The sequence below is a fragment of the Adhaeribacter pallidiroseus genome (genome assembly GCF_003340495.1).
Classification (GTDB): domain Bacteria; phylum Bacteroidota; class Bacteroidia; order Cytophagales; family Hymenobacteraceae; genus Adhaeribacter; species Adhaeribacter pallidiroseus.
The window spans coordinates 5,230,169-5,254,570 of sequence record NZ_QASA01000001.1 but is presented as its reverse complement, the minus strand read 5'-3'; the positions used below and the strand labels follow the sequence as shown (position 1 = coordinate 5,254,570).

The 24,402-nt window shown below is 39.0% G+C and carries 17 protein-coding genes; 15 read left to right on the top strand and 2 right to left on the bottom strand.

Features of this window, described 5'->3' with window-relative positions:
* From AHMF7616_RS20880 to AHMF7616_RS20850, 7 genes are all read left to right on the top strand, one after another.
* On the top strand, positions 1-408 hold the full coding sequence (locus tag AHMF7616_RS20880) for an ATP-binding protein (RefSeq protein WP_115374653.1): 408 nt from the start codon (positions 1-3) through the stop codon (positions 406-408).
* Positions 401-847 carry an rRNA maturation RNase YbeY gene (ybeY, locus tag AHMF7616_RS20875; RefSeq protein WP_115374652.1) on the top strand — a complete coding sequence of 149 codons (447 nt, stop codon included), beginning with the start codon at positions 401-403 and terminating at the stop codon, positions 845-847. The genes AHMF7616_RS20880 and ybeY overlap by 8 nt, the downstream gene beginning before the upstream one ends.
* Positions 848-896: 49 nt before the next feature.
* Complete coding sequence (mnmG, locus tag AHMF7616_RS20870; RefSeq protein WP_115375708.1) at positions 897-2,759, top strand: tRNA uridine-5-carboxymethylaminomethyl(34) synthesis enzyme MnmG; 1,863 nt, start codon at positions 897-899, stop codon at positions 2,757-2,759.
* A complete protein-coding gene (locus AHMF7616_RS20865) occupies positions 2,760-3,653 on the top strand; it encodes a class I SAM-dependent methyltransferase (protein ID WP_115374651.1) in 894 nt (297 codons plus the stop codon). It begins immediately after the preceding gene.
* Positions 3,654-3,808: 155 nt separating this feature from the next.
* A complete protein-coding gene (locus tag AHMF7616_RS20860; RefSeq protein WP_115374650.1) occupies positions 3,809-5,395 on the top strand; it encodes an Ig-like domain-containing domain in 1,587 nt (528 codons plus the stop codon).
* Positions 5,396-5,920: 525 nt separating this feature from the next.
* Positions 5,921-6,415, top strand: coding sequence for a DUF4385 domain-containing protein (locus AHMF7616_RS20855; protein ID WP_115374649.1), 495 nt, complete (start codon positions 5,921-5,923; stop codon positions 6,413-6,415).
* A gap of 64 nt (positions 6,416-6,479) precedes the next feature.
* Entirely contained in the window at positions 6,480-6,947 is a 468-nt protein-coding gene (locus AHMF7616_RS20850; RefSeq protein ID WP_115374648.1) for a hypothetical protein, read from the top strand.
* Between the two features lie 71 nt (positions 6,948-7,018).
* On the opposite strand, the gene AHMF7616_RS20845 is transcribed toward AHMF7616_RS20850, so the two are convergent.
* The gene (locus tag AHMF7616_RS20845; RefSeq protein WP_115374647.1) at positions 7,019-8,425 is read right to left on the bottom strand and encodes an inorganic phosphate transporter; all 1,407 of its coding nucleotides are present in this window, start codon (positions 8,423-8,425) and stop codon (positions 7,019-7,021) included.
* 235 nt (positions 8,426-8,660) lie between these two features.
* On the opposite strand from AHMF7616_RS20845, the gene AHMF7616_RS20840 reads away from it, so the two are divergent.
* The 3 genes from AHMF7616_RS20840 to AHMF7616_RS20830 all read left to right on the top strand — a co-directional run bounded on the left by AHMF7616_RS20840 (position 8,661) and on the right by AHMF7616_RS20830 (position 13,293).
* Positions 8,661-10,232 carry a glycine--tRNA ligase gene (locus tag AHMF7616_RS20840; protein WP_115374646.1) on the top strand — a complete coding sequence of 524 codons (1,572 nt, stop codon included), beginning with the start codon at positions 8,661-8,663 and terminating at the stop codon, positions 10,230-10,232.
* Positions 10,233-10,375: 143 nt separating this feature from the next.
* Positions 10,376-11,455 (top strand): helix-turn-helix domain-containing protein, encoded by a 1,080-nt coding sequence (locus AHMF7616_RS20835; RefSeq protein ID WP_115374645.1) that lies wholly within the window; start codon positions 10,376-10,378, stop codon positions 11,453-11,455.
* A 23-nt stretch (positions 11,456-11,478) separates the two neighbouring features.
* Positions 11,479-13,293: a serine hydrolase domain-containing protein gene (locus tag AHMF7616_RS20830; RefSeq protein ID WP_115374644.1), complete on the top strand. Its 1,815-nt coding sequence runs from the start codon at positions 11,479-11,481 to the stop codon at positions 13,291-13,293.
* 77 nt (positions 13,294-13,370) lie between these two features.
* On the opposite strand, the gene AHMF7616_RS20825 is transcribed toward AHMF7616_RS20830, so the two are convergent.
* Positions 13,371-14,021 carry a hypothetical protein gene (locus AHMF7616_RS20825; protein WP_115374643.1) on the bottom strand — a complete coding sequence of 217 codons (651 nt, stop codon included), beginning with the start codon at positions 14,019-14,021 and terminating at the stop codon, positions 13,371-13,373.
* A 591-nt stretch (positions 14,022-14,612) separates the two neighbouring features.
* Here AHMF7616_RS20825 and ileS point away from each other — a divergent pair.
* The 5 genes from ileS to AHMF7616_RS20800 all read left to right on the top strand — a co-directional run bounded on the left by ileS (position 14,613) and on the right by AHMF7616_RS20800 (position 24,377).
* On the top strand, positions 14,613-18,014 hold the full coding sequence (gene ileS, locus AHMF7616_RS20820) for an isoleucine--tRNA ligase (protein ID WP_115374642.1): 3,402 nt from the start codon (positions 14,613-14,615) through the stop codon (positions 18,012-18,014).
* 123 nt (positions 18,015-18,137) lie between these two features.
* Entirely contained in the window at positions 18,138-18,800 is a 663-nt protein-coding gene (locus AHMF7616_RS20815) for a lipoprotein signal peptidase (RefSeq protein WP_115374641.1), read from the top strand.
* 269 nt (positions 18,801-19,069) lie between these two features.
* On the top strand, positions 19,070-20,875 hold the full coding sequence (locus tag AHMF7616_RS20810; protein ID WP_115374640.1) for an ABC transporter ATP-binding protein: 1,806 nt from the start codon (positions 19,070-19,072) through the stop codon (positions 20,873-20,875).
* Between the two features lie 178 nt (positions 20,876-21,053).
* The gene (rnr, locus tag AHMF7616_RS20805; protein ID WP_115374639.1) at positions 21,054-23,363 is read left to right on the top strand and encodes a ribonuclease R; all 2,310 of its coding nucleotides are present in this window, start codon (positions 21,054-21,056) and stop codon (positions 23,361-23,363) included.
* A 12-nt stretch (positions 23,364-23,375) separates the two neighbouring features.
* Positions 23,376-24,377 (top strand): polyprenyl synthetase family protein, encoded by a 1,002-nt coding sequence (locus AHMF7616_RS20800; protein WP_233507685.1) that lies wholly within the window; start codon positions 23,376-23,378, stop codon positions 24,375-24,377.
* The last annotated feature ends 25 nt before the right edge of the window (positions 24,378-24,402 follow it).

Genomic DNA, 24,402 nt, shown 5'->3' with positions numbered 1-24,402 from the left:
ATGAATCAAATTAAAATTCAGATTCCTTCTCTCATTGAAAACATTCGGGTAGTAGAAAGTTTTATCGACAACTCGAAAGAAAAATTTCACATCGAAGATGACATATACGGCAATATTATGGTGGCCGTAACAGAATCTGTTAACAATGCCATCAGGCACGGTAATAAGTTTGATAAAGATAAAAACGTATACTTATCGCTCTTCGTAGAACCAGATTTGCTCCGGTTTGAAGTGCAAGACGAAGGAAACGGCTTTAATGCCGATGCCTTAACAGACCCTACCGCTCCTGAAAATTTAGAAAACCCGGGTGGTAGAGGAATTTTTCTGATGAAGCATTTATGCGATGAAGTTAAATTCACCAACGAAGGTCGTAATGTGCAATTAACGTTTTACATTAACAATGCCTGATTTACCAATAGAGTTTATAGCCGAAGATATTCCTTTTACCATTCCGGACGAAAATAAGCTTAAAGATTGGATAGCACGAGTTATTAATTTTTACGAGTTTAATTTAGAAAATTTAACTTTTATATTCTGTTACGACGATTACTTATTGGATATAAATAAGTCTTACCTGAATCACGATACCCTTACCGATATTATTACCTTTGATAATTCGGATGAGGAACAAACAATAGAAGGAGATATATTTATTAGTATAGACCGGGTAAAAGAAAACGCTATTAATTTTAACGTACTACTTTTAGAGGAACTGCACCGTGTAATCATACACGGTGTTTTGCATTTAATAGGGTATGATGATAAAACAGAATCAAACAAAACGGAAATGCGGCAAAAAGAAGATTACTGGTTATCTTTGCGTGATTTTACTACAGACGGAATTTAATCTACCATCTCTATTGTTTCACGTGAAACACATTTAAACATATCTTATGATCACCGCAAAATACGACGTAATTGTAGTGGGTGCCGGACACGCTGGCTGTGAAGCTGCTGCTGCTGCTGCCCGCATGGGTTCTAAGGTTCTACTGGTAACTATGAACATGAATACCATTGCGCAAATGTCATGCAACCCTGCTATGGGGGGAGTAGCCAAAGGACAAATCGTACGCGAAATAGATGCTTTGGGCGGACAGAGTGGCATTATTACCGATAAAACAATGATTCAGTTTAGAATGCTGAATATGTCAAAAGGACCGGCAATGTGGAGCCCTAGGGCGCAAAGCGACCGCATGCGCTTTGCTGAAGAATGGCGCATGAATTTAGAACAAACTGCAAACATTGATTTTTGGCAAGAAATGGTCACAAGCCTTTTAGTAGAAAAAGGTAAAGCAGTTGGTATAAAAACAGCATTAGGTATTGAGTTTAAGTCAGAAGCAGTCGTATTAACCAATGGCACTTTTTTAAATGGTATTATCCATATTGGTGAAAAACAATTTGGCGGTGGACGAGCTGCTGAAAGAGCAGCTACGGGTATTACCGAACAACTAATAAGTATAGGTTTTGAAGCTGGCCGCATGAAAACGGGTACACCGCCGCGGGTAGATGGCCGATCTTTAGATTACTCTCGAATGGAAGAGCAAAAAGGGGATGAAAACCCTTCTAAATTTTCTTACACCAAAACTAAATCATTACAAGAGCAACGCAGTTGCTATATAACTTATACTAGTTCGGAAACGCACGAAATTTTAAAAACAGGGTTTGAAAAATCGCCTATGTTCCAAGGGCGCATCCAAGGTTTAGGTCCGCGCTATTGCCCTTCCATTGAAGATAAAATTAACCGCTTCGCAGATAAAGATCGCCATCAGATTTTTGTGGAACCAGAAGGTAGGAGTACAGTAGAAATATACGTTAATGGGTTTTCTAGCTCCTTGCCCGAAGATGTTCAATTTAAAGCCTTACGCAGTATTGCCGGATTTGAAAATGCTAAAATGTTTCGACCTGGATACGCTATTGAATATGACTTTTTCCCACCCACGCAGCTAAATCTTACTTTAGAAACGAAGTTGGTTGAAAACTTATACTTTGCCGGTCAGATAAACGGTACTACTGGTTACGAAGAAGCTGCTTGCCAAGGTTTAATGGCCGGGATTAATGCCCACAACAAAATTCACGAAAAAGACTCTTTTATTTTAAAACGTTCCGAAGCTTATATAGGCGTACTTATTGATGATTTAGTAAATAAAGGTACTGAAGAGCCCTACCGTATGTTTACTTCCCGAGCTGAGCATCGTATTTTATTACGCCAGGATAATGCGGACATTCGCTTAACAAAAAAAGGTTACGATCTTGGTTTGGCAAGTCAGGAACGCTTAGATCAAGTAAACCGGAAAATATCCGAAACGCAGGAAATTATAGATTATCTAAACAATAAATCGGTAGAACCAGCTGAAATAAACGCAATCCTACAACGTTTAAATTCTGCACCTATAACCGAGAAGGCCAAAGCAGGTAACTTAATTAAACGGCCTAATGTAGATATTAACCATATTATGGAGGCCGTACCTGTCGCAAAAACTTATTTAAGTAAATACTTACCTGATAGTATAGAGCAAGCGTCTATCGCGGTAAAGTATGCCAGCTACATTGATAAAGAACATCAAATGGCTAGCAGAATAGAGGAGCTGGAAAATTACATTATTAAAGAAAGACTTGATTACAAAAATATGTCAGCCCTTTCTAAAGAAGCGCGCGAAAAGCTATTAAAAATTAATCCCGAAACAATTGGCCAGGCCTCTCGCATTAGTGGAGTATCGCCGGCGGATATATCCATATTAATGGTGTATTTAGGAAAGTAAATGAACTACGAAAGACTAGAACAATGCCCTATTTGCAACAAGGAAAGTTTTAAAAACTTTATGGTTGTAAAAGATAATTCGGTTTCAAAAGAAAGTTTTGTTATTGTTCAATGTGAAAATTGTGGTTTTAAGTTTACGAATCCTCGACCGGATGAATCTAGCATTGATCAATACTACCAATCAGAAGAATATATTTCGCACACCAACAAAGCTACTGGACTCACTAACCAAGCTTATAAAATTGTCCGTACGTATACCATTAAGCAGAAAGTTGATTTAATCAATCGACTTTCTGTTAAAGATTCTATACTGGATTATGGCTGCGGTACAGGTAATTTTCTAGCTGCATGTAAAAAAAATGGTTGGCAGGTGCAAGGCTATGAACCGAATAATTTAGCCCGCACCCAAGCCCAAGATTTGTTGAACCAAAAAATAGCTGGCGAAGGAAATTCACTAGAGATATTTCTCAACGAAAGTTTTCAGGTAATAACTTTATGGCATGTTCTGGAACATATACATACGCTAAATGAAACTTTTAAAACACTAATCCAGCTCGTTAAATCTGGTGGTATAATGATTATTGCAGTACCAAATGCCGATTCGCATGATGCAAAGGTGTACAAAGAGAATTGGGCAGCCTACGATGTGCCTCGTCATTTATATCACTTCACGCAAAATACCATGAAGCGATTTCTCAAAAAGCACAAAATTGAATTAGTTGAAACTATACCGATGAAATTTGATGCATATTATGTAAGTCTTTTAAGTGAGAAATATATATCTGGAAACACCGCTTTAGTAAAATCTGTACTGACTGGTTTAAAATCTAACAACTATGCCAGCAAAAATGCAAACGATTATTCCAGCTTAATCTATGTTGGTAAAAAAAACTAATATGTATGTTTAAAATTCGTAATGTTTAAAATATGAGCACCTTATGATTTATAATTTTTAAATTTTTTGCTAGTTATTAACACTTTTTTTAAAATTTATCTGCTAAGAATCATCCCGCCACCAAAAATTTGCGTCAAAGCAGTCTAATAATAAGAATGTCTGATTTTAGAAAATTAATCAACTACTTTTTTGTGTTTATTGTTTGTGGCTGTGCCAGCATTAGTCCACCCGAAGGTGGCGAAAAAGATATAAAAAGCCCTGAATTAGTAAGTAGTTCGCCAACCAACAAGTCATTACAAGTATCTGGTAAATCAATTACTTTGCGCTTTAACGAAGAAATACGTTTAAAAGACTTTAATCGGCAGTTAATTATATCTCCAAGTACCGAAAATCAAATTATTTCAGAAGTAGATCGGGAAGAGGTAAAATTAAGTTTTGAAAAAAATTTTGAACCCAATACTACTTACTTTTTGAATTTCCGGGAAGGTATAGAAGATATTACCGAAGGCAATAAACCTAAAAATCTGACTTTAACATTTAGTACCGGAGCATTCCTGGATTCAGGCCAAGTACAAGGTGTAGTTACAGATTTGCTTACCAGCACACCGGCAAAAGACATTAATGTTGTATTATACGCCGTAAATGATACTGCTACTATTCGTAAAAATAAACCTTATTATCTAACCAAAACGGGAGAGGATGGGACTTATTTGTTACAGAATATCAAGTATGGTACTTATTATTTATATGCGCATCACGACAAGAATAACGATAACATCTATAATGATGAAAATGAAAAAATCGGGTACTTAGCCAATCCTATTGAAATAACTGCGCAAACTCCTCCACAGGATTTACAATTAGTTCGGATTGATACTAAAGCCCCTTATATAACATCTAAGCAGCCGTATTTAGATGAATATCATTTAAACTATAATGAAGGTATTACCGCAGTAAAAATTGCAGGGGGTGATTCTACCGATTTATATAGCCTAATTAGTGAAAACACAAAAACAGTTCGTTTATTTCCTAATACTAATCAGATTAAAGGGAAATACTTTATAACGGCTCTGGATTCGGCAGAAAACGCCAAGGTTGATACAGTTGATATTGTATTTTCCGGAAAAAAAGCCCGTCGAGACCTAAACTTTCAAGTAATTCCTAAAACTAACCAAGTTAAAGGAAATGAAGCTTTGCAATTAAAGTTTGATGCACCCTTGCGTTTAAATAAAGGTCCGGTAGTTACATTGGTAGAAGATTCCGTTACTAATCGAGTATTGAACTATCCAGAAGACGTAAAGTTGAATAAGAGTAAAAATATTTTAAATTTTTCCTTAAATTCTAAAGCCAAGAAAACAATAGACATCCTAATTGATACCACAGTACTGATACCTGTTTCAGGTGATAGATTTAAAAAACAAAAAGTAAGTTTATTAGTAGCAGATAAAGATCAAGGAGGCACTATAGACTTAAAAATTAATACGAATTACAAAAAGTATTTTCTAGAACTACTAGATAAAGACTATAAAATACTTAAAACATACGATACACCTAAATCATTAGTCTTAGCAGAATTAGAACCCAGTTCTTATCGTATACGGGTAAAAATAGATGAAGATCAAAATGGAGAGTGGCGTGCCGGCAATCAGGATTTAAAGACTATTCCCGAAAAAGTGATCAATCAGCCTAAACCTATAGAAGTAAGAATTAACTGGGTACAAGATGTTCCCTTTGAGTTTTAGATCATCATTGCCTAAAAAAACCAGATTAATTCTGGTTATTTCTTTTTTAGTAGTACTTAAAAAGTAACTAATAACCTGTGGAAAAGTCTAGACTTAAAACTCATAACTTTCATTAGTTATGCGAGCATATTTAAAAATAGAAGTACAGATTACTTAGTTGTGGGAAAATAAAGCTTAAAGTCTTATTCATTTTAAATTTATTCACTTGTTAGTTTCTAATAAGCTATGCACAATTATTTATGTGTATATGTGGAGAATTTAACTAAATAAGTCTAATTGTATTCCTTTCGGCATACTTTATTGTTTTGTAAAAGCGTATAACTCGTGGATTAGTCCGAGTGGCTGGTGTAAAAAGAATAATAGGTAAGTTTATCCACTTATAAACAGGCTTAATGATGAAGGTTTAAAGATTTAATTTAAAATTTCTTTTTAATAATAAACTTATTATAAATGTGGAAAGATGGAAAACTATCTTGTTTAGCCTTTTAAATCTACGTTCGTATAAAGAGTAAAAAGAATTAAGGTATGTCTTTCGATTACACTTTAGATTTTAAAAATACAGATTTTAGAAAAAGGCCGGAGTTATACCGGGTAGGTAAAGGAGAACAAGGCGTTTTATTGGTAGAACCTTATAAATCAGAAATATTGCCCTACTGGCGGTTTAAAACGCCAGATATAGCCAGTGAATCTTCTAAGAAGATATATTCTTTATTTCTGGAGTATTTGCAAGCAAAAGACTTTGTAGGAGCAGATATGGCCCGTAAGTTCCTGCAAATGGGATATACGCGCTCCCGAAGATATGCCAACCATAAATCTGGCCAGAAGTATAAACAAAATCCTCAGGAAGAACCTACTAAAGAATTAGAGAAAATAGCTCGTAAAAAATATTTGCTACCCATAGAGGAAGACCAGGTAAAAGCAGAATCGGCAGCTATTTTTAAAAAAAAATGGATGGAAGCTAAAAACAATGCTGTGTACCAATATTTAATGGCGGAACATAAATCTAAATACGGCTTATAAGTAACAACACTTGCGCAAATGAGAATTATTTAAAAAATTAATACTTTTATTTACAAATATATTTATGAAAGAAAACGAAATACAACTCGGAACCGGTATAAGCAATATTTATTTTGGGTTTTCAATAGACCAGGTAAAAGATATTATGGGTGAACCTGAAGAAATTGAAGAATCTGATGAAGATGATGAATTTGAACATAGAGCATTTAACTACTGGGAAAAAGGATACTCCTTCTTCTTCGACCGGGAAGATGATTACCGCTTAAGTTGTATTCAAACGGAGGATGACAACGTTCAGCTTTTTAATGTAAACGTTATTCAGAAATCCACTGAAGAAATTAAAGATTTGTTGCAGAAGAATAACTTAAAGGATTATGAAACAGAGAAGCTAGAAACAGGAGAACTTCGTTGGTCGTTTGAACAGGAGATGTTAGACTTGTATTTTGAAGATGATAAACTGATTGCAATAAATTTCGGAGTTTTCATCAACGATGATCTGGAAGTACAATGGCCATCAGAAGGATTAGCTTAATTACAACTTCGCTATAATAAAAAAAGCCGCAAATTAATTTGCGGCTTTTTTTGTAAAGGTGGATAACTAAATTAAATAGCCCATCGGAATATAAGAAATAATGAGCCAGCTAAAAACATAGAAACAGGTAAAGTTAGTACCCAGGCTAATGCAATATTACGGATGGTACTGGGATTTAAATTGCGAATGCCTTTATTAGCTACCATACTACCTGCGATGCCCGATGATAGTATGTGAGTAGTACTTACCGGTAATTTAAAAATGAATGTGGAAAAGCCAATAACGCCAGCGGCCATTAACTCAGCCGATGCACCTTGCGCATAAGTTAAATGTTCTTTACCAATCTTCTCCCCAATAGTTTTTACGATCCGTTTCCAGCCAATCATGGTTCCACAACCTAGCGACATCGCAATCATCAGAATTACCCAATCCGGGGCGTAGTCTGTGAAGGAGCGCAGTTCACTTATACTGGATTTTAAATAATCGCGGTCGGATAAGCTAAGCGGAATACCTGGACTAGTTAAAATCTTTTCTGAACCCCGAGCAAGCAATAAAATATCTCTGCGTATAAGAAAACGGCTTTTCTTGGGTAAATCTTCAATAGTTTTAACAGGAGCAAATAAGTTATGTAGATCTTTGGCTTGGTTATTCATTTTAGCTACTACAGCCGCATCAGCCTGTGATAAAACGGTAGTATCAATCCGGCTCATAGTTTGTTCAACCTGGGCTAATGATGATTGAATAAGCAAGGGATTTCTGCTATTATCAAGGGCAAAAAAAGTAGGAACAATACCAATTAAAATTAACATAACTAAACCTACTCCTTTTTGACCGTCGTTAGAACCGTGGAAAAAAGAAACTAGGGTACAGGTTAAAATCAAGATTAAACGAATCCAAAGGGGTGGGGGCTTACGTTTATGCGGTTGCCGGAAAATAGCCTTGTTTTTTACAAACCGTTTTAAAATAAACATTAAGAAAACAGTAAGGGTAAAGCCCAGAAAAGGAGAAACAATCAATGATAAACCCGTTTTAATAGCTTCGTCCCAGTTTACGGCAGCACCGGAAGTATTATCCGGGAGCAAAGAAAAAGCAACGCCAACTCCCAAAATAGAACCAATTAAGGTATGAGAACTGGAAGAAGGCAAACCATAGTACCAAGTTCCTAAGTTCCAGAGAATAGCGCTTAAAAGCAAGGCGCCAATCATGGCAATGCCGTGGTAGATGTTCTGGTCAATCAAGGCTTCTACGGGTAATAAATATACAATGCCCATTGCAACGCCAATACCGCCGGCAAATACGCCAATAAAATTCCAGAATGCGGACCAAACTACGGCTACCCACGGGCGTAAAGTATTCGTATAAATAACAGTAGCTACAGCGTTAGCGGTGTCGTGAAAGCCATTTACGAACTCGAAGGCACAAGCCGCAAGTAGACAGAGAAAAAGTAGAAGTAGAAGGTGAGTTTCTAATCCGAGCATAAAGGTTGGTTGAGGTTGGGTAAAAATGCAGGCAAAATTAAGCTAATTTGCAGCGGCTATTGTTAAGGAATTGTTAAATCCCGTTAAAACAAAGGTAAATTCGTAACTATTTCGGAGATATTTTTAAAAAATTTAAACTAAACAGCCCACATTAAAAAACTTTCAATCAATATTTATAAATTATTCCTCTATTTACCTACTTTCGGCTCCGTTCTAAATTTCTATATTTGCGGTTATGGCAACACAAGCAGAAAAACTAACCCTGGAAAACACACAGTTAAAAGATATTATTTCGCACGCAAAAGAATACGGCTTTGTATTCCCGAGCAGCGAAATTTACGATGGCTTACAAGCCGTGTACGATTATGGCCAGAATGGCGTAGAATTAAAAAACAACATTAAAAATCTCTGGTGGAAGTGCATGACCCAGCTCAACCAGAATGTAGTGGGCCTTGATGCCGCCATTTTCATGCATCCGGATACCTGGAAAGCGTCCGGGCACGTGGATTCTTTTAATGACCCCATGATTGATAACAAAGATTCAAAGAAACGTTATCGGGCCGATGTGTTGATTGAGGATAAACTTGATGAATTAAAAGCGATCCTTTTTGAAATTAAAAAGAAGCAGGATCAAATTAAAGATCATATACCTGATGGACCTTGGACAGGAGAAACTGCAATAGAGTCTATTGAAAAAGATATCAATTTTCTTGAAGATACATTAAAAATTGGTAGTCCTGAAGCTTTTAATAATGCTTTTAAGCAGGTAGATATTTTTGAGTCTGGAAATGGGACGGCTAACTGGACCCAAGTTCGGCAATTTAATTTAATGTTTTCGACCCAAACGGGCTCGGTAGCTGATGAATCCACTACTATTTATCTGCGCCCGGAAACGGCTCAAGGAATATTTGTTAACTTCCTGAATGTGCAGAAAACCGGCCGCATGAAAATCCCTTTTGGCATTGCCCAAATTGGGAAGGCTTTCCGGAACGAGATTGTGGCCCGGCAGTTTACTTTCCGGATGCGCGAATTTGAACAAATGGAAATGCAATATTTTGTACGGCCCGGTACTGAAATGGAATGGTATCAGAAGTGGAAAACTATCCGGATGAAGTGGCACCAGGTAATGGGTATACCCACTGAAAAGCTGCGTTTCCACGATCACGAAAAATTAGCCCATTACGCCAATGCCGCGGTAGACATCGAATTTGAATTTCCGTTTGGTTTTAAAGAAGTAGAAGGTATTCACTCCCGCACCGATTTTGATTTAACCCAACACCAGGCCTTATCGAAAAAGAAGCAACAATACTTTGATAACGATTTAAACGAAGAAGGAAAACCATACGGTAATTACGTACCTTATGTAATCGAAACTTCGGCCGGGGCTGATCGTTTATTTTTAATGACTTTGTGCAATGCCTTTACCGAAGAAGAAGTAACTGAGGGCGAAGGAACCAAAACCCGGACTTACTTGAAATTACACCCTACTTTAGCTCCGGTAAAAGCGGCCGTTTTCCCGTTGGTGCGCAAAGATGGCTTACCCGAAAAAGCATTGGAAATATTCGACGATTTAAAATTTGATTTTAATCTCATATACGAAGAGCGGGATGCAATTGGTAAGCGCTACACTCGCCAAGATTTAATTGGTACGCCGTTTTGTATTGCCGTAGACTATGAAACATTAGAAAACAATACAGTAACCGTGCGGGATCGGGATTCCCGGGAGCAAAAACGAATGCCAATTAACGAGTTAAGAACTTACATTGGCGAAGCCGTAAGTCTGAAACGAATTTTTGAAAATTTGTAACAGAAGCTATCTCTAAATCCGGAATACTGGTAAATAAACTATTTGTTTATCTTGGGTAACATTAATAAATTAGAAAAAAGCAAAAGATTGCTTTTGATCAGCTGCTAATCTAATTTTTAAATTTTAACCGGTAAACATTCCGCATGCAAGTCTATTTTGATTGGGTAGTACTGTTTCAGGTATTCTGTATTGTACAAGGTTTTACTACGGGCATTTATTTATTAACAACTAAAAAGCAGCAACCAAGTCATTATTGGCTTGGTTGGCTACTTTTAGGATTAACCCTGCAAATAACAGATTACTTTCTGAGCCGTTCGGGTATTTATTACCGCAACCGCTGGTTATACTTTAGCCCTTTCTTTTTCTCCTGGAGTTTTGGTCCGCTTATTTATTTCTACGTAAAATCCAGGGTTCAAAAAATTAACCGTATATCATATTGGCATTTTGTGCCGGTAATGGTGCAAGGCATTTTTTATTTACTTTTAGTTTTTCAACCGCTTAGCGTAAAAGCTGATTTCTGGATTTCGGTGCATAAACCTTATACCCGCTACCTGGAACATTACGGGGCTTGTTTATCGGTGTTGTGTTATGGCATAAGCAGTATTACTTTCGGGGGCATTTCTAAAGAACGTGATAGCCGGCACTATTATTTTTTGTGCGGATTGATACTGTTTTATATAGTAGCTGCCATTGATCCGCTTTTTAATCATTTATATCTGGAACCTACTGCTCCAAAGTTTTATTTGACTGCTTTGGTGCTACCCCTATTTATGTACAGCTTAGCACTGTACGGCTTACTGCGAAAACCTACCATTCTAATCCGCAAAAAGGCAGCGAACTCTAGTGTGGATAAAGATAAATTAGATCAGGTAATCAAAGTGATGCACGAAGCAAAACTTTACAAAAATCCGGATTTATCCCTCCCTATTTTGGCGCAACAGATTGGTTTGCCAACAAATGAATTATCCAGAATTATCAACAGCGGTTTACAAAAAACATTTGCCGATTTTGTAAATGACTTTAGAATTGCGGAAGTAAAGGAACGTATGCTGAAGGCGGAAGATGAAAGATTTTCTTTACTGGGTCTTGCCTTAGATGCTGGGTTCTCTTCCAAAACAACATTCAACCGGGTTTTTAAGGAACGAACCGGAATGGCTCCTAAATTCTTTAAAAAAGAGTCCCAACTTATAAATCGGGGCGAAGCACTACCGAATGAGAGCTAATTTTATTTTAAAAAAAGCTCCCAATGAAAACTCGCCTTTTGTTCTTAATTTCTTTTAGCCTGCAGATAAGCTTTAGTTATGCCCAGCAACTACTGCCCGAAACAGAACGCATCCAGCAAGTAGAAAATAGCTTGATGCCTTATGTACCAATAAAAGATTTTCCAGGATGGAACCTGGCAGAACGGATGAAACACTATCGGGTACCAGGCCTAAGTATAGCAGTTATCCGCAATTTAAAAATTGATTGGGCAAAAAGCTACGGCTTAGCCGATACTACTACCAAAATGCCGGTTACTACCACTACCGTGTTTTCGGCGGGTTCTATATCTAAGTTGGTAACCGCAGTAGCCGCTCTTCAGTTGGTGGATAAAAAGCAACTTACTTTAGATTCCCCAATTAATAATTATTTGACTTCCTGGAAATTGCCAGATAACCAGTATACCCAAAATACACCTATAACTCTACGTTATCTGTTAAGTCATCAGGCAGGTGTTAGCCAATCTTCTTATTATGGATCTACTCCCAATGAAGCGCCGTTTCCTACCATTATTGAAATATTAAATGGGCTACCTCCGGCAGAGAGCCGGCCGGTTGTGGTAAACTCCCAGCCGGGCAAAGAGTTTCGTTATTCGGGTGGTGCCTACTTAATTGCGCAACAAGCTATAATGGATATGACCAAAAAGAGTTTTACGGATTACACCTATCAAAATATTTTTAAAAAATGGGGCATGCCACACACCACTTTTGCTCAACCTTTACCCGTTAAATTTCAAAAATTAGCTTCCTGGGCGTACTCCGAAAATAGTTGGTACAAAGGAATGCCATACGTTTATCCACAGCAAGCCGCTGCTGGTTTATATTCCACTCCTTCCGATTTAGCAAAGCTTATTATTCAGTTACAAAAAAGTTATCAAGGACAAAGTAAGCTTTTGTCCCGTGAAATAATCACGGAAATGCTTAAACCACAAGTTGCGGTAACTAAAGGCTTTTACCACGAAGATATGGGCCTAGGGGCTTTTCTGCTGCAACGCCACGATAACCAAAATCCGGCGGGTATTTATTTTGAACATACCGGGGTTAATGCGGGTTTTCTGGCCTACGCCATTGGCAGTTTAACCGAAGGTAATGGCGTAGTTATTATGATGAATAAAGATGGAGCTGCCGATGAATTAGGAAAAGAAATCCGACGGGCAGTGGCTAAAGTTTATAACTGGACTGCTTTTTTACCCGACCAAATTAATCCGATTGCTTTAGCCACTAACCAATTACAACAATATGCAGGCCGCTATCAACGAGCACCGGATGAAGTAGTAAAATTTCGCCAGGAAAAAAATTACTTAGTAGAAACTATCAATCAAGGTAATCCTATTTATTGTTTCCCCATTGCTCCCGATACCATTGCCTTTTCAGATTTTCCGTTTAAAGGTGTGTTTCGGCGTAACAATCAAAATCAAATAACAGGTGTGGAAATCTTGGGTATAGATAAAGTAATGCCTCGTTTAGCAAACGATGATCTTTTGCCGAATGAATTAATGCAACAAGGCCGTATTCCAGAAGCCATGGCGGGCTATCGAAAATTACAGTTGAATGAGAACCAACTTACGTATATGGCTTACGAGTTTATGCACCAAAAGCCGGCTAAGTTAAAAGAAGCCGAAGGTATATTGCAGTTAGCCGATGAACGATTTGCGCAATCCAGTATTGTTTTAGCTCGGTGGGGCGACTTGTATCAGTTGCAAGGAAAAATTAAGGAAGCCACCGCCGCTTATCAACAAGCTTTAAAAGATAATCCCCAGGACAAAGAACTACAGCAAAAGCTTTCGGCTTTAACTCGGTAATTTTTAAATTTTATCTTAAATACAAAAGGTCTGATTACTTAATCAGACCTTTTGTATACTAGTTAATGGTAGATACATTAACCAATTTCCACAATTCCTAAAACTAAAGCCAGCGCTGCCGCTACAACCGCAATACCCAAAACTACCCCAAGCACCGGTCCGATAATAGGGAGAGAAAGTAAACCAATTAACAACAAGGCAGCACCCACAATAATTAAAATTTTTGCTTCCTTCGATAAACTGGTTTGGGGCTTGTCAAAAGAAACAACTACTTTATCGCTTTGTTTTTCTGTACGTACAGAGTTCTTCAAACTTTCTACTTCGTTGCGTAGCTCATCTACTTTCTTTTCATTGGTTTTAATGGTAACGCGTTCCCGCTTTTTGGTGGTATCCAGCACCGCTTCTAAGCGTATTTTTAAATTTTTTAGCTCTTTACGCGAAGGTTTTTGAATTATAATTTTCTGAGTAACATGCTGGGTACTGTTTTCTGCAGTAACAGCAGTTACCTGAGCTTGCAATAAGGTTGTTAAGTCAGTGGCTGATTGATCAGAGGTAGCATTAGCCGTTAGTGTATTAGCTGTCGGAGAATTAGTTTTATAAGGATCCTTAAAAGCACCCGTACCTTTGGCAAAATAGAAAGATTGGGAAGTAGAGCAACTGCTAAAAGATAATCCAAGTACCACCAAGAGTACCACAGTCAATAGGTTTGAAAAAGATTTTAATTTCATAGTTTAAAATAGATTATAAAGTGGAAGCAAAATTAACAGTTTCTGGATGCAGAAAAGAAGCAAAATGCACAGATGTTCCAAAAGTATTATCCATATTTTCTTAGCTAAAGGCAATTATTAGCTCCGGAAGGTGTGTAAAACTTAATGATTGAACTTAAAATAGTGTTAAGAAAAACAGGGGTTATTATTTAAAAATTTTTTTAGCAAAAAATTATAAATGAGATCATAATAAAAAATTAGCCTTGCTGAATTAAATAGTTACTCACGGGTAAAATTTAAAAAAATAAGACCGTATTAACCGCGAACTCGTGTTAAAGTAAGATCAAACAGGAGAAAACGTGTATTCAGGTTATAATAGTAATTATCAGTATATTCTGTACTTCTTCGGTTTTGTTGATTGGCTTTCTTATTTTTGTCCGGCTAATTTCAAGAACAAGAAGCCACAAGCATCTTTAAGCATATAAAACTTAGTTCTTACGGGGCACGAACTTAAATTGCTTCTAAAGCATTTTTAGAATACTTGTAAACAAAATAGCTCGTTTTCTAAAGCTTACGATATAATTGCCATAGATAAAAATTTAAAAAATAACAGTGAAGTATAGCGAGTACAAGAACCTGAATTATGCCAAATTAGCCGAAGACGTGCTAACCCAGTGGAATCAAAATAAAATATTTCAAAAATCGGTAGAGACCCGGGCAGGTAAAACGCCTTTTGTTTTCTACGAAGGTCCACCATCGGCGAACGGTACGCCGGGTATTCACCACGTAATGGCCCGGGCGGTAAAAGATATCTTCTGCCGGTACAAAACTTTAAAAGGATTTCAGGTAAACCGCAAAGGAGGCTGGGATACGCACGGTTTGCCTATCGAGCTTCAGGTAGAAAAAGAATTAGGCATTACTAAAGAAGACATTGGTAAAAAAATCTCCATTGAAGATTACAATGCCCGGTGCCGCGAAACAGTAATGCGCTTTAAAAGTCAATGGGACGATTTAACCCAGAAAATGGGTTACTGGGTAGACCTGGACAATCCGTACATCACCTTCGAAAACGATTATATCGAATCTATCTGGGCTCTCTTGAAAAAGCTGTACGAAAAAGGCCTTTTATATAAAGGTTATACCATTCAGCCGTACTCGCCATCCGATGGGACCGGACTAAGCTCGCACGAACTCAACCAGCCCGGCTGCTATAAAGAAGTAAAAGATACGTCTATCGTAGCCCAGTTCAAAGTAATTAAAGATTCAAAATCAGAATTCCTTTTCTCGGAACCTAACGGCGATGTCTTTATTCTGGCCTGGACAACCACCCCCTGGACCTTACCTTCTAATACCGCTCTGGCTGTTGGCGATAAGATAACTTATGTGCAGGTAAATACCTTTAACGCTTATACCCATAAACCGGTGAGTATAGTAATTGCCAAAGAACTGGTAGGTAAGTATTTCTCCGAAAAAAATAAAAATTTAAAAATTTCGGATTACAAGACCGGCGATAAAGCTATTCCGTTTGAGATTGTGCAGGAGTTTACGGGTAAGCAATTAGTAGGTATCCGGTACGAACAATTAATGCCTTACCTCCAACCATTTTACGATGCTGATAAAGCCTTTCAGGTTATTGCGGGTGATTTTGTTACCACCTCCGACGGAACCGGCGTAGTGCATACATCACCAACTTTTGGAGCGGATGACTTTCGGGTAGCCAAACAACATGGTATTCCGGCTTTAACCATAAAAGATGAAACCGGAAATGAGTTACCCACCGTTGATCGGAGAGGAAAATTTATTAACGAAGTTGGAATAAAGCTGCTGGAAGGTGTTGAAAAGTATAAAATCAAAACCCATAAAGCACTTGGCCCAGACGACTTCTACGTTAAGAATTACACCAATGAAGATGAGAGCAACCCGGATTATAAAACAACGGATGTTATTATTTCCATTATTTTAAAAGAAGAGAATAAAGCTTTTAAAGTAGAAAAGTACGAGCACACTTATCCACACTCCTGGCGCACCGATAAACCAGTTTTATATTATCCATTGGATGCCTGGTTTATTAAAACAACCGCTGTAAAAGACCGACTGGTAGAGTTAAATAAAACCATCAACTGGAAACCCGAATCAACCGGTTCAGGTCGGTTTGGTAACTGGTTAGAAAACCTGGTTGATTGGAACTTGTCGCGCTCCCGTTTTTGGGGTACGCCTTTGCCTATCTGGCGCACCGAAAAAGGGGATGAAGAAACATGCATTGGCTCAGTTGCCGAATTACAAACCGAAGTGGATAAAGCTGTTATTGCCGGTATAATGGAACCAACCATTGTTTCAGATATGGATTTGCACCGCCCTTACGTGGATAACATTATACTCGTAAGCAAAACCGGCAAACCAATGCGCCGCGAACCGGACTTAATCGACGTTTGGTTTGATTCCGGCGCGATGCCGTATGCGCAGTGGCATTACCCCTTCGAGAACCAGGAAACCTTTAAGCAGAACTTCCCGGCTGATTTTATTGCGGAAGGAGTGGACCAGACCCGTGGTTGGTTTTTTACCTTACACGCCATTGCGGTAATGTTGGAAGACAGCGTGGCTTTTAAAAATGTAATGGCCAACGGTTTGGTACTCGACAAAAACGGCAATAAAATGAGCAAGCGCTTAGGCAATGCTGTCGATCCGTTCGAAACCATTAAAACCTACGGACCGGATGCAACGCGCTGGTACATGATTTCGAATGCGCCGCCTTGGGATAACCTGAAGTTTAATACCGATGGCATTGTAGAAGTACAGCGCCGGTTCTTCGGTACTTTACAGAATACATATTCGTTTTTCGCACTGTACGCTAACCTGGATAATTTTACCTACGCCGAAGCCGAAGTTTCATTGGAAAACCGGACGGAGAGTGACCGATGGATTATTTCGAAATTAAATTCGTTGGTAAGCGTGGTAGATGCTGCTTACGCCGATTATGACCCAACTAAAGCTACCCGGGCCATTCAGGATTTTGTAAGCGATGATTTAAGTAATTGGTACGTGCGCCTGAACCGCAAGCGTTTCTGGAAAGGCGAGTACAACGAAGATAAAATTGCCGCTTATCAAACGCTTTATACCTGTTTGGAAACGGTTGCTTTATTGGCTGCCCCGGTAGCGCCTTTTTACATGGATCAACTGTTTTTAGATTTAAACAAAGTTTCGGGTAAAAATCCGGTTGAGTCGGTGCATTTAGCCGATTATCCACAGGTAAAGAAATCAGCTATCAATGCGGAATTAGAAGAACGCATGCAACTGGCGCAAACGGTATCGTCGCTGGTGCATTCCCTTCGGAAAAAGGAAACCATAAAAGTGCGGCAGCCGCTTTCCCGGATCTTAATTCCGGTACTAAACGAAAAAACCAGGCAGCAAATAGAAGCAGTAGCCGATTTAATCTTGTCGGAAGTAAACGTAAAAACCATCGAATACATTGATGATACTTCCGGTATTTTGGTGAAGAAAATAAAGCCAAATTTTAAAAAATTAGGCCAGGTTTACGGGCCACGATTAAAAGAAGTAGCAGCCGCTATTCAAAAGATGAACCAGGACGAAATTAATCAACTGGAAAAAGAAAATGGATTTGCCATAGCTTTAGGTTCTGAATCCGTAACCATTACGCCGGAAGATGTGGAAATCTCTTCGGAGGATATTCCGGGTTGGTTAGTAGCTTCGGAAGGTAAATTAACGGTAGCTTTAGATATTACCTTAACCGAAACTCTGAAACAAGAAGGTATCGCCCGCGATTTAGTAAATCGCATTCAGAACTTAAGGAAAGATAGCGGCTTGGACGTACAGGATCGGATCCGGATTTCGTTACTGAATAATAATGCCGAAGTAAATGCCGCAGTTCAAGCATTTGAAAAGTATATCAGTGAAGAAACTCAGGCTTCCGGCGTGCAGTTAACCGAGATGATGGCGGATGGTACCGCATTAGAGATTGATGAATATACCCTAACCGCTAAGTTGGAAGTAATTTAAACAGGTAAATCTTGATAATTAAGAACCGGAGGAATTGAATTATGTGTTACTAGAATTGTTTAAGTTTAATACTTTAAATTTTAGCGGCCTTCATTCTTTATAGTTTATAGTAAATTTTTGTAAATGAAATATTTAAAATATTACCTGCTTAGTCTGCTGGTTATTATTATCGACCAGGTTGTGAAATTTGTAGTCCATTATAATATGGAAATGGGCTTACCTGGCGAAATTCACGTAATCGGTGACTGGGCTAAATTACATTATACCCTTAACCCTGGAATGGCCTTTGGGGTAGAACTGGGTTCGAGTTATGGCAAACTCATCTTAAGTTTGTTCCGGATGGTGGCTATGGTATTTATTGGCTACGGCCTGTATTACCTTTGGAAAAACCGGGCGCATCCGGGCTTTATCTGGTGCGTAGCTTTAATCTTAGGCGGTGCCATCGGCAATTTAATTGACAGTGTATTTTATGGTATCTGGTTCGACAATGCTCCTTATGGCTCGCCTACCCCGTGGTTTCATGGCCAGGTTGTAGATATGTTTTACCTGGATATTTGGGAAGGTATTATTCCGAACTGGGTTCCTGTAATTGGCGGTACGGCTATGTCGTTGTGGCCCATTTTTAACGTGGCTGATTCGGCTATTTTTATTGGCGTATTAATTATTTTATTTAATCAAAAACGCTTTTTCTCCAGCTTACCCGAAAAAAATCCGGTTCCCACGTCAACGGAAGAAAATACGGAAACTAGCCACCCAGAAACTACTAACGCCAAATTGGAAGCTTGAGTATAAAATAAATTTAAAAAACTAAAAAGCCATCCTGTAACGGGGTGGCTTTTTAGTTTCTAATTTGTAATACCAACCATTTTTTAAATTTAAGAAGCTTAACTACTTTTTGTTTAGTCCAAATTTTTAAAATTTAGCCATTGCCGTGTTTCACGTGCATGTGTTAGTAAACCACATCGCTGCCAAATAAGTAAAAAACTATAATAAAGTTTCCGGAAAAGATAATCATATGGTATCCTTAAAGTAAATATTTATCCGAACTTGCTTTAATGCTAACAACGCCATTATTACAAATAAACAGTCTACAAACAGAGTTTAACTCACAACACGGAACTGTAAAAGCGGTAGATCAAATTTCGTTTAATTTGTATCCTGCCGAAACAATAGCTATTGTGGGTGAATCCGGATCGGGCAAATCGATTACTTCTTTGTCAGTTTTACGGCTTATCAACAGCCCGCCCGGTAAAATTAGCGGCGGCGAAATCATCTATAATTCTCGCCAGTTTGGAACAGTAGATTTGTTAAAGCTGCCTGAGAAAGAAATGCAGCAAATCCGGGGCAATGAAATCTCAATGATTTTTCAGGAACCTATGACCTCGCTTAACCCGGTTTATACCTGCGGGTTTCAGGTGCGGGAAGTGCTGCAACTGCATAAAGGATTATCCCGTAAAGAAGCCAACGAGAAAACGTTAACGCTTTTTGAACAAGTTAAACTTCCTCGACCTGATAAAATTTTAAAAGCTTATCCTCACGAAATATCGGGCGGTCAAAAGCAACGGGTTATGATTGCCATGGCGATGGCCTGTAATCCGGCTATCCTTATTGCCGACGAACCAACTACCGCGCTGGATGTAACGGTGCAAGCGCGTATCCTGAAATTGTTAGAAGATTTACAGGTGCAACACCAAACTTCTGTTTTGTTTATTACGCATGATTTAGGAGTAGTGGCCGAAATTGCCGATCGCGTTTTGGTTATGTATAAAGGTAAAATTGTAGAGCAAGGACCGGTTTTACAATTATTCGAAAACCCGCAACATCCTTATACCAAAGGCTTACTAGCGTGCCGACCTGCTTTATCTTTCGGGAAAAAAGTTTTACCTACGGTGGCAGATTTCATGGAAGTATCCGCTGAAGGCATTATTCGGGAGAGATCAAATTCCTTAGTTGATAATAAATTTAAAAATCCTGCAAAGCCGGAGCCTTTCCTCATCACAAATCCGTTAAAGAGAAAAAATAATCCGCTATTAACTGTGGAAAACCTGCAAGTATTTTTCCCGGTTCGTAAATCTTTCTTCTGTCGTAATCAGGAGTTTATCAAAGCAGTAGATGGCGTAAGTTTTAGTGTTTTCCCTGGCGAAACGGTTGCTTTGGTAGGAGAGTCGGGTTGTGGGAAAACTACTTTAGGCCGGGCCATTTTAAAAATGGTAGCACCTACCAGCGGCAGCATTAACTTTAACAACGTTAATATTGCCAGCTTATCCGGTAAAGAGTTGCGCCGCGAACGAAAGAACTTACAAATGATATTTCAAGATCCGTATGCTTCCCTTAACCCGATGCAAACAATTGGGGAAGCCATAATGGAACCTATGCGCGTACATAATGTTTATAATACAGAGGCAGAAAGAAGAGAACGCGTATTAGAACTGCTTCAAACTGTGAACTTAAGCGCGGAGCATTACTCTCGTTATCCACATGAATTTTCGGGCGGTCAGCGGCAACGCATATCTATTGCCCGGGCCTTGGCTTTACAACCCCAGTGTATCATCTGTGACGAATCCGTCTCGGCATTAGATGTATCGGTGCAGGCGCAGGTGCTTAATTTGTTAAATAAATTAAAAGCAGATTTTGGAATTACGTACCTGTTTATAACGCACGATTTAGCGGTTGCCCGTTTTATGGCGGATCGCATTTTTGTGATGAGCCAAGGGAAGATAGTAGAAAGTGGAACTGCTGTTCAAATTTACGAGCAACCACAGCACGAATATACCCGCACTTTAATTCAGGCCATACCAACGGGGGAAATAAAAGCTATTGTGGCGGCCCAACAAAAACGTACCATCCGGAAAGCAACCTGATTCCAAAACAAGCAAGAGGAATAATGGTTGTATGTTCCGGAAGCAGCGTTAAAAAATAAAAAATTTAAAAAAATATCAAAAATCAGCTTCAATTTAAATAATACACTTATTACTTACTTACATCTCAGGCTTTATGCCCGTATAAGTACCTTAACAGCTGATTTATTTTAAAAAATACATGCGAAACAAAGAAAAAACCTCACCTCGTGGTAACAGCAATCGTGCTGATAAAGCAGGTAATACTGCTAAAACACGGGGTAAAGAACTAACAGTAACCAAATCTAGATTATATAAAATATTTTTAAGCAACCCGGAGCAGGCATTCGGCTACAAACAATTGTCGCGTCGGTTGGGGGTGAACGATAAAGCAGGCCGCGATTTAATAAACGAATATTTAAAGCAACTCCGGAAAGAAGATAAGCTAAAGATACTCGAAGGCAGTAATTACGTTTTAAACAATACGGCTTCTTACATCACTGGCATTGTGGATTTAGCAAATCCCAAATACGCTTACATTGTGTCGGACGAAACGGAAGAAGATGTACGGGTATTCAGTGAAAAGCTGCTATTTGCTATGGGCGGCGACCGCGTTAAAGTACGCGTATATTCCTCGGGGAGCGGCGACCGGCAAGAAGGCGAAGTAGTAGAAATACTCGAACGCTCCAAAGACGAGATAGTAGGAAGAGTAGAACTTTCCAAAAACTTTGCTTTTATAATCCCCGATTTCCGAAAACTATACTTTGATGTATTTGTGGGCGAAGATGATTTGTTGGACTCTAAAAACGGGGATAAAGTAGTAGTAAAAATAACCGAATGGCCAACCTCCAGTAACAAAAGCCCAATTGGCAAAATAGTGCGCAATTTTGGTCCGGCCGGTGAAAACGAAGCCGAAATTAACTCGATTATGGCCGAGTTTGGCTTGCCTTTCGAGTTTCCCGAAAATGTGGAAAAAGAAGCGGAAATTATTCCAGTGGCTATTCCGGAAGAAGAAATTGCCAAACGTCGCGATTTCCGGAATATCACTACTTTTACCATCGACCCGCTAGATGCGAAAGATTTTGACGATGCCTTATCTATCCGGCAATTAGAAAACGGGCATTGGGAAATTGGTGTGCATATTGCCGACGTAACGCATTATATTCAGGAAAAAACAGCCTTAGAGCGCGAAGCATATCACCGGGCCACTTCGGTTTACTTAGTAGACCGCACCATTCCCATGCTGCCCGAAAAGTTATCGAACGGCTTGTGTTCTTTAAGGCCGCACGAAGAAAAGTTAACCTTTTCGGCAGTGTTTGAGCTTGATGAAACCGGCAAACTATATGACCAGTGGATTGGCAAAACCATTATTTACTCCGACCGCCGTTTTACCTACGAAGAAGCGCAGCAACGCATTGAAACCGGCGAAGGCGACTTTGCTTCGGAGATACTAACCTTAAACAAAATTGCCCACGAGTTAAAAGATAAACGTTTTAAAAACGGCGCTATCAGTTTCGAAACCGTGGAAGTAAAGTTTAAGCTCGATGAACAAGGCAAGCCTTTATCGGTATATGTAAAAGAACGCAAAGATGCGCATAAGTTAATTGAAGAATTTATGTTGCTGGCTAACCGCAAGGTGGCGGAATTCGTGTTTAACATAAAAAAAACCAAAGTGCGGAATACGATGGTGTACCGTACCCACGATGCGCCGGACCCGGATAAGTTGACAAATTTTTCGATGTTTGCAAAAAGGTTCGGCTATAACTTAACGGTGGATAACATTGATAAAATTTCGGATGAGCTAAACAAACTGGCCGTACAAACCGAAGGCAAACCCGAACAAAACGTATTGCAGAATTTGGCAATCCGGACAATGGCTAAAGCGAAATATACGACCGAACCTTTAGGCCATTTTGGTTTAGGCTTCGCACATTATTCGCACTTTACTTCGCCTATTCGCCGGTACCCCGATATGATGGCGCACCGGTTGATATTTCATTATCTGAATAGCGGCAAATCCGAGAACAAAGAAGAGTACGAAGAAAAATGTAAATATTCTTCCGAAATGGAGAAACGAGCGGCTGATGCCGAACGGGCCTCCATCAAATACAAGCAAGTAGAGTTCATGCAGAATACCATTGGGCAGCAATTTAAAGGCATTGTTTCGGGAGTAACCGAATGGGGCTTGTACGTGGAAATTCAGGAAAATAAATGCGAAGGCATGGTACGCTTAAGCGAACTGGAAGATGATTTCTACGAACTGGATGCGCAGAATTACCGGATTATTGGCCGGCGTAATAAACGCATAATTTCTTTCGGCGACGAAGTAACCGTAGAAGTAAAAGGTGTAAATTTGAACGATCGTACCATTGACTTACTCCTGGTAACCGAGCAAACGGAAGCTAAGAAAGCTACCCGAAGTAAAAAGACGGATACCACTAAAACAGACGCTTCCAAAAAAGCAAAACCTGACGGCTATAATTTAAAAGATTATTATGGCTTTGATGATTAAAACAGAATTACTTTGAACCAGCCATTACAGCACGCTTTGCCGGTAACTATCGCCGATTTTGCTCAAAGAATAAATCAGAAGATATCCACGCTTTCTTTTGGGGATAACCCTTCTGAATTGTATGAGCCTATCCGGTATATTATGCGTCTGGGCGGTAAACGTATACGCCCAACGCTTACTTTAATAGCAGCGCATTTATTTGGAAATGAATTAGATCACGTATTGTTACCCGCCATTGGCACAGAAGTTTTCCACAATTTTTCGTTGCTGCACGATGATATTATGGATAAAGCTCCGCTCCGGCGGGGCCAACCTACCGTGCATGAAAAGTGGAACCAAAACATTGCTATTCTAAGCGGCGATGTAATGCTGGTGCGGGCTTATGAGTTTTTTTTACAAGTAGAAACGGGTAAGCTACGAAAAGTACTTACGCTATTTAGTCATACAGCGGCCCAGGTTTGTGAAGGTCAACAGCTGGATATGAATTATGAAAGCAGCCAGGAAGTAAGTATCTCGGATTACCTGCACATGATTACCCTGAAAACGGCAGTTCTGTTGGGCTTTAGCTTAGAATTAGGAGCCACCTTAAACAATGCCTCCGAAAACAATGCCTTGCTGTTGAAAAATTTTGGAATTAATATTGGCATTGCCTTTCAGCTGCGCGACGACTTATTGGATGTGTACGGCGACCGCGAAAAATTTGGTAAACAGGTAGGTGGCGATATTTTAGCGGATAAAAAAACCTTTCTGTTATTAACCGCTTTGGAACAAGCTAACCCGGAGCAAAAAGAAGTTTTTGCTAAATACCGGGAACAGGCGGTATACTCGCCGGAACAAAAGGTGCAGGAAGTAACCGCTATTTATGACCAATTGCAGATAAAAGCGCAAACGCAAACCAAAATAAATTATTACTTCGAGGAAGCTATGCAAAGTTTGCACGCAGTAGATGCTCCAGCCGAGCGCAAAGAAGTACTGCAAAGCTTAGCTTTTGAACTAATGGCCCGTGAAAGCTGAAAAATTTACCAAGTACCATTTACCA